Genomic DNA, 6,879 nt, shown 5'->3' with positions numbered 1-6,879 from the left:
GCTTCGAATACATCGGCTCTAGGGCTGGAGCACATGATGAAGTCGCTCGCGATCACCATCGACAGCGTTCGCAAAACCTATGGGACCTACGTCGCGCTGGACGATGTTTCGCTCGACATCAAGGCTGGCGAATTCCTCACGCTGCTAGGCCCATCGGGGTCGGGCAAGACGACCTTGCTCATGGCCTTGGCCGGATTTGTCCGGCCAGATTCCGGCAAACTCTTGTTGGGGGATCGGGACATCACCCGCCTGGCGCCCAACAAGCGCGACATCGGCATCGTCTTCCAGAACTATGCCCTGTTTCCCCACATGAACGTCCTCGCGAATGTCGAGTACCCGCTGGTACTGCGCAAGGCGCCGAGATCTGAGGTCCGAAAGCGGGCGTTTGAGGCGTTGGCCCGCGTCAAGCTGGAAGATCTGTCGGAGCGCAACATTGCCGCGCTATCGGGCGGACAGCGCCAGCGGGTAGCACTGGCGCGGGCGATCGTCTTCGAACCACGCGTGATGCTGATGGACGAGCCGTTGTCGGCGCTCGACAAGAGTCTGCGCGAAACCATGCAGTATGAAATCAGACGTCTGCACGATGATTTGGGGATCACAACCATCTATGTGACGCATGACCAGCGCGAAGCGCTGATTATGTCTGACAGGGTCGCGGTCATGGATTCCGGCCGTATCCAGCAGATTGATACGCCACAGCGGATTTATCATCATCCATCGACCCGCTTCGTCGCGGAATTCCTAGGCGAGGCCAACATTATAGCCCCAGGCCTCGTGCGCAGAATCGACGGCGCCGATACATCGCCCGAAGCCCTGATGATCCGCGCGGAAAGCTTCCATCTTGATGCAAAGCTCGTCGGACGAGATGGCGTCGCGCTCGAAGGAACACTGCGCGCCAAGGTGTTTCGCGGCGAGAACTGGCTTCTGACGCTTGTGCTGGACGGCGGGCAAGAAGTTCTTGTCTGCATTCCGGCAGCCCTGGCCAGCGGCTGCGCCGAGCTTGCCACCGGCCAGTCGATGACCGCCTTTGCACCAGCCGCAAAAGTTCACGCGATGCCAGGAGCTAGGGCGTGACCGTCATGGCGAATCCCGCGCTTGCGGCAGACGCAAGACGAGAGCGGCGGTTCTTCCTCTCACTTTCTCTGCCGGCGCTGTTCATCGTTGGGCTGGCTGCGATACTGCCTATCCTGTGGATCATCCGGCAATCGTTCCTGACCACGGATGGCGAATACACTCTCGGCAACTACGAGAAGGTGCTTTCGAGCGGGCTGACATGGTCGGCACTGGTCACAACCCTTGAATTGTCCCTGGGCACGCTGGCGATCTGCATTCTTCTCGGTACTCCCCTGGCGCTCGCCCTGGCCAGCGCCAGACCTAGGGTGGCCAATTTGCTGATGGCCTTCGTCATGCTGCCATTGTGGACCTCCATTCTGGTGCGCACCTATGGCTGGCTGGTGCTGTTGCGGCGCGATGGCCTGATCAACGCAACTTTGACGGGTTCAGGCCTGACAGCTGAGCCATTGCCGCTGGTCTACAATTTCACGGGAACGCTGATCGGCATGGTTCACTACATGCTGCCGCTCTTTCTGCTGCCGGTTTATGCCGCGATGCGCGATATCGACGCCAACCTCATTCGTGCGGCGGCGAGCATGGGCGCCACTCTCGGGCAAACGATCCGCACGGTCATTCTGCCGCTTTCGGCCGGCGGCATCTTCTCGGGGTCGATCATCGTCTTCATCTATACGCTCGGCTTCTTCATCACGCCGGCGGTGCTGGGCGGCGGCAAGGTAAATCCTCTCTCCGCCCGGATCGAGCGCACGCTATCGACCTTTCAGGATTGGGGGTCGGCGAGCGTCCTGGGCATTCTGCTCCTCGTTGTCATGGCTCTGATCGGTGTGATGTTCCTGTCGGCACGGCGACTGCTGACGCGCGACGGTGCGTCCCATGCTTGAGGCCTATCCGGACAACAGGCTGTCCCGCATCTGTCTGTGGGGCTTTTCCGCACTCGTGATGGCGTTCTTGATGCTGCCAACGCTCGTGGTCGCGCCGCTGTCCTTTTCGGCGTCCGACCTTCTCGAGTTCCCGCCGCGCGCATATTCATTGCGCTGGTACGATCATTTTTTCGGTTCGGCGACGTGGATGGCTGCGCTCAGGACGAGCCTGGTTCTTGGAACATTGACAGCTATGCTCGCGGTACCCTTGGGGCTGCTGGCCTGCATTTCGATAAATCGGCTCGGCGGAAAGGCCGCTGTTACCATTCAGGGCATTCTGCTCACCCCGTCCATCGTGCCAGGAATCCTGCTTGCGATCGGTCTCTTCTTTGTGCTGGCGGCGCAACATCTGGTCGGAACGCTATTCGGCGTGCTGGTCGGGCATGTGGTGTTGGCCATTCCTGTCGTGTGCATTGTGCTGTTGCCCGCTCTGGCCCGCTTTGACTGGAACCAAGTTCAGGCGGCGCGCAGCCTCGGCGCGAACTGGGCGAGAGCCATCGGCGGCATAATTGTCCCGCAGCTTCAGATCAGTCTGCTGTCGGCCATATTGATGGCCTTCCTGACATCACTCGACGAATCCGTCATTTCGATCTTCGTCTCGAGTGGTCAAAACAGCACGCTGCCGAAGCTCATGTTCATATCTCTGCGCGATCAGATCGATCCGACCATCGCGGCGATCTCAACGGTGTGGACCGCCATGGTCGTGGTCGTCGTCTTGATCGTGACTTTACACCAAAAATCATGACTGAAATTGGAAACATGCTCACAAATCAGATAGCCAGTGATCCGGCGGATCACGCAGCGGACATACCTCAGGTAGGACTGGCCATCATCACCGGGTCGGCAAACTGGGGGCTGGCCTTCCCGGAAGATATCGAATTCGATGGTGTGCGCACCTTGCGGCGTGACATTAGTTTTGAAACGCCTTTCGGCCGCAGCGACAACTGGAAGCTGATCGAGTTCGATGCCTCGATTACTGCGGAAGGCAGAACGAAACGTGCGTTGTGCATGTATTCGCACGGCAATCCGCGCGACCATATCGACCATTCCTGCCATCGCCGGGCGTTCTGGGTGTTGATGAACGCGGGTGTAAAGCAAGTCCTAGCCTGCTCGACCGTTGGAGCCGTCAACAAAGCGATTCAACCCGGCGACATGGTGGTGACTGCCGATATCATCGAACTGACGCAGACGCCTTTTTCACTGCTTCCAGACCGCCAGAGCTTTGACTGCTCGGGCAAGCAGATCGTATGTCCAAGATGTGCGGCGGTTCTGGTTGAGACGGCCCGCCGTCATTGGCCAGCCGAATGCCGGGTTCATGGCATCGAGCAGCAGTTGGTGGCTGCCCATTGTTACGGGCCTCGACTGACAACCCCAGCCGAGGCTTTGGCTTATCGAAGCATGGGCGCGGATGTGCTCAACCATTCCATCGCCCCCGAGGCGACCCTGTCGCGCGAAATCGGCGCTTGTTTCGTGCCGCTTGCGTTCGTGACCGCGGGTTTCAACGACTATATGGACCGCAGTCGCCAGGAATTGCTGCAGGAGCATGTGTTGCCGAGCCTCTCCATGACCGCCTCGCGGGTTGCGCTGGAGACCGCGGCACGACTTCCAACTGATCCTGAATGCTCTTGCCAGGGCTTGAAGTCGCCCCAACCGGCAGAGCGCTCCAGCCGCTTCTAGAGTATAAAGGGCGCAGATGAGCTCGCGCCGATCTTAGCTTGCCGGCACAAAAATACCGGTGATGGCCGGGTCGCCGTCTGTCGTGACCAGGCCGCGCGCCGTCAGATCCTCGAGATGGGCAAGCACCGACAATCCGGCGGCGCCATGCAGCCGCGGGTCGGTGTCCCTGTAGATCGCCTTGACCATGTCCACGATCGTCCGGTCCCCCTCTTTGACCCGCTCCAGAATGGCGCGCTCGCGCATCTTGCGATGCGTCTTCAACCCGCGCATGAAAGCGCGCGGTGCTGTCACCGGCCCGCCATGTCCTGGCAACAGCAAGCGGTCCCCGCGTTCGATCAAGCGGTCCAGCGAGGCCATGTAGTCGGCCATCGCCCCGTCCGGCGGGGCGACGATGGAGGTTGCCCAGGCCATGACATGATCGGCCGAAAACAGGATGCCGGTTCCCTGCAGCGCGAACGCCGCATGATTGGCGGTGTGGCCCGGGGTCAGAACCGTCCTGATCGACCAGCCGTCGCCGTCGACCACCTCGCCGTCGGGCAGGGCGACATCAGGGATGAAAGCCGTGTCGGCACTGGCATCGAGCGCATTGGTCTCGCCGATATGCAGGGCTCTTGCCGGCCGGTGCGGCCCCTCTGCCAGCACGAGGGCGCCGGTGCGCTCTTTCAGCCGGGCCGCCAGCGGGGAGTGGTCGCGATGCGTGTGGCTGACGAAGATATGGCTGACCGGCCGGCCTGCGATCACCTCGATCAGGGTCCGCAGATGCGCCTCGTCCTCCGGCCCCGGATCGATCACCGCCAGCGTATCGCGGCCAACAACGTAGCTGTTGGTGCCGTGAAAGGTGAAGGGGCTTGGATTGCGGGCCGTGATGCGCTGGACATCGGGCGCGACATTCACCCCCTGGCCATAGAAGGGGTCGAAGCCGGTATCGAATTTCAGTGCCATGCATCGGTGCCTTGTTTCGGGAAACGGCAAAACCGATTGCCGCACAACACGCAAGCCAATATAGGAGGATGTGAGGCCGCGAACATCGGAGTGCGGCAATCGGATTGGGGAAATACCATGGCAATTGCAACTACGATGCGTCCGCTTGTTTCTCTGGCTCTGCCGCAAAACGGCGCGGCGCGGCTGGCAACGCAGCTTTTCCTGGCCATCGCCGGAACGCTTGTGCTGACACTGTCGGCCAAGACCAAGGTAATGCTCGGGCCGGTCGACATTTCGATGCAGACGCTGGCCGTGCTGCTGATCGCCGCCGCCTTCGGCATGCGTCTCGGCGTCGCCACCCTGCTGCTCTACATGGCCGAGGGCGCCATGGGCTTCCCCGTCTTCCAGAGCACGCCTGAAAAGGGTCTCGGCATTGCCTACATGCTCGGCTCGACCGGCGGCTATCTCGCCGGCTTCGTGGTCATGGCGGCAATTGTCGGCTGGGCGGCGGATCGCGGCTGGGACCGCCATCCAATCAAGCTTTTCAACGCCATGCTGGTTGGCGAAGTCGTCATGATGGCAATGGGCTTTGCCTGGCTGGCGCTGCTCATCGGTCCGGAAAAGTCGTGGCAGTTCGGCGTCGTGCCGTTCATCGTCGGCGACCTGATCAAGGTGGCGCTCGCGGCAAGCCTGGTGCCGGCCGTCTGGACGCTGCTGAAGCGCGGCTGAAGCGCGCGATCGAAGAAACGGCCAGGGGCAATCAAGCCACTGGCCGGAGCGGCGTCACTGGCGGATTTCCGGTCTGATGTCCGCCAACCTCGATAGATTGTCGGTTAGATCGCCCTAGACGCTGCGACATCTTCAGTAATGATCATTAAGTCGCTTTATTAGCCCAGGCTTTTCAATTTCCCGAACTGTTGATCTGAGAAATAGATGCTTGCTGGCGCGACCGCGCTGTCGTAGCTCTTGGTCTTCGACTGTATCGAATCGCCGGGGGGCGAGACGTCCGATTCGTTGTTGTGAACGATCAGGTCAGATGCGCTATCGCGCTGGTCTGTCGCCGATACGGCAGCTTCGGGGAAGGGGGGAAGACGTTGAATGTCGCAGCGTCGACTATTGTCGGAAGCCGGCACTTCCTGTTCAGGATTCGGTTTCAACTGCTTGGCGGACTGACATTCGCGATTTTTGCGCCGGCGATCATCCGGATTGTCTTCAATCCTGAATTCATCTATTCGGCCAATCTTCAGGTAACAGTAGCCGCTGCGGTCATCGCGCACCTTGTGGGCTTCTTGTCTTATCGCCGCATCGGAAATTTCCCAGGCGTGGCCGCGGCAAGTTACATCTTGCCGACATTTGCCCTGTCCTACGGGGCTGTTTTCCTGACCATCTTCTTTTTTCGGTTCGAGTACAGCCGGTTTCAGGCTGCCGCCAGTTTCACGCAGTCCACGCTCTGGTACTTCGGCCTGAGCCTGTTGACGCGGCGTCTCGATCCGTACCGGCTCGTGGTGATTCCCGGCGGAGATGTCGAGCGCCTCAAGACGTTACCGGGTGTGCATTGGTTTTGGATCAAGTCGACCAGTACGATAATCGAAAGAGCCAGCGGCGTGGTCGTTGATCTGCGTGCCGATCTTGGCGCGGAATGGGAACGATACATCGCGGATCGGGCCCTTTCGGGAACGCCCGTATACCACGTCAAGCAGGTCAGAGAGTCGCTGACCGGTCGGGTCGAGATCGAGCACCTGTCGGAAAACACGCTTGGTTCGCTCAATCCGAACCAGGCCTATCTCAAGATCAAGCAGGCGGTCGACTGGGTCTCGGCACTTGTCTTGATCATCGTTCTTTCCCCCGTTCTGGCGTTGATAGCGCTGCTGATCCGGCTGGATTCCGATGGTCCTGCGCTGTTTCGCCAGCAACGCATGGGCTACCGGGGCAAGATCTGCACGGTCTACAAGTTTCGCTCGATGCGCCAGCACTCTGGCGCCGGCAGCGACAAGGAAAGGGCGATCACCAGGCACGACGATGACCGCATCACCAGAGTCGGGCGTTTCCTGCGAAAATCCAGGATCGACGAACTGCCGCAGGTCATCAACATCCTGCGTGGCGAAATGAGTTGGATCGGGCCGCGGCCGGAAGCTGTCGTGCTGTCGCAGTGGTACGAGGCTGAGCTGCCATTCTACCGCTACAGGCATATCGTCAGGCCGGGCATAAGTGGGTGGGCACAAGTAAATCAGGGGCATGTGGCTGCCGTCGATGACGTTATGGAAAAATTGCACTATGATTTCTATTACAT

7 protein-coding genes are annotated in these 6,879 nt (G+C 60.1%); 6 read left to right on the top strand and 1 reads right to left on the bottom strand.

The annotated features are described in order from the left end of the window. Positions 1-36: 36 nt before the first annotated feature. From EN750_RS12155 to EN750_RS12140, 4 genes are read left to right on the top strand one after another with little or no spacing between them, the layout of a single operon-like run. On the top strand, positions 37-1,074 hold the full coding sequence (locus EN750_RS12155; RefSeq protein WP_127396569.1) for an ABC transporter ATP-binding protein: 1,038 nt from the start codon (positions 37-39) through the stop codon (positions 1,072-1,074). Continuing rightward, positions 1,071-1,952 (top strand): ABC transporter permease, encoded by an 882-nt coding sequence (locus EN750_RS12150; protein WP_127396566.1) that lies wholly within the window; start codon positions 1,071-1,073, stop codon positions 1,950-1,952. Before EN750_RS12155 ends, EN750_RS12150 begins: the two co-directional genes overlap by 4 nt. Then, positions 1,945-2,736 (top strand): ABC transporter permease, encoded by a 792-nt coding sequence (locus EN750_RS12145; protein WP_127396565.1) that lies wholly within the window; start codon positions 1,945-1,947, stop codon positions 2,734-2,736. Before EN750_RS12150 ends, EN750_RS12145 begins: the two co-directional genes overlap by 8 nt. A gap of 14 nt (positions 2,737-2,750) precedes the next feature. Then, the gene (locus EN750_RS12140; RefSeq protein WP_127396568.1) at positions 2,751-3,668 is read left to right on the top strand and encodes a 5'-methylthioadenosine phosphorylase; all 918 of its coding nucleotides are present in this window, start codon (positions 2,751-2,753) and stop codon (positions 3,666-3,668) included. A 33-nt stretch (positions 3,669-3,701) separates the two neighbouring features. On the opposite strand, the gene EN750_RS12135 is transcribed toward EN750_RS12140, so the two are convergent. Further along, positions 3,702-4,610 carry an MBL fold metallo-hydrolase gene (locus EN750_RS12135; protein ID WP_127327126.1) on the bottom strand — a complete coding sequence of 303 codons (909 nt, stop codon included), beginning with the start codon at positions 4,608-4,610 and terminating at the stop codon, positions 3,702-3,704. A gap of 117 nt (positions 4,611-4,727) precedes the next feature. On the opposite strand from EN750_RS12135, the gene EN750_RS12130 reads away from it, so the two are divergent. Next, entirely contained in the window at positions 4,728-5,318 is a 591-nt protein-coding gene (locus tag EN750_RS12130; RefSeq protein ID WP_023808554.1) for a biotin transporter BioY, read from the top strand. A 365-nt stretch (positions 5,319-5,683) separates the two neighbouring features. Continuing rightward, the coding region (locus tag EN750_RS12125; RefSeq protein WP_245482683.1) for a sugar transferase at positions 5,684-6,879 on the top strand (1,196 nt) is incomplete at its 3' end.

The organism is Mesorhizobium sp. M7A.F.Ca.ET.027.03.2.1, assembly GCF_003999175.1.
GTDB lineage: Bacteria > Pseudomonadota > Alphaproteobacteria > Rhizobiales > Rhizobiaceae > Mesorhizobium.
Note: the sequence above shows the minus strand (reverse complement) of the source record. Positions and strands in the feature narration are given on the sequence as shown.

Excerpts from the sequence above, each read along its gene's own strand:
- EN750_RS12155 (WP_127396569.1), top strand. The coding sequence starts at position 37 with ATGAAGTCGCTCGCGATCACCATCGACAGCGTTCGCAAAACCTATGGG.
- EN750_RS12145 (WP_127396565.1), top strand. The coding sequence starts at position 1,945 with ATGCTTGAGGCCTATCCGGACAACAGGCTGTCCCGCATCTGTCTGTGG.
- EN750_RS12140 (WP_127396568.1), top strand. The coding sequence starts at position 2,751 with ATGCTCACAAATCAGATAGCCAGTGATCCGGCGGATCACGCAGCGGAC.
- EN750_RS12135 (WP_127327126.1), bottom strand. The coding sequence starts at position 4,610 with ATGGCACTGAAATTCGATACCGGCTTCGACCCCTTCTATGGCCAGGGG.
- EN750_RS12130 (WP_023808554.1), top strand. The coding sequence starts at position 4,728 with ATGGCAATTGCAACTACGATGCGTCCGCTTGTTTCTCTGGCTCTGCCG.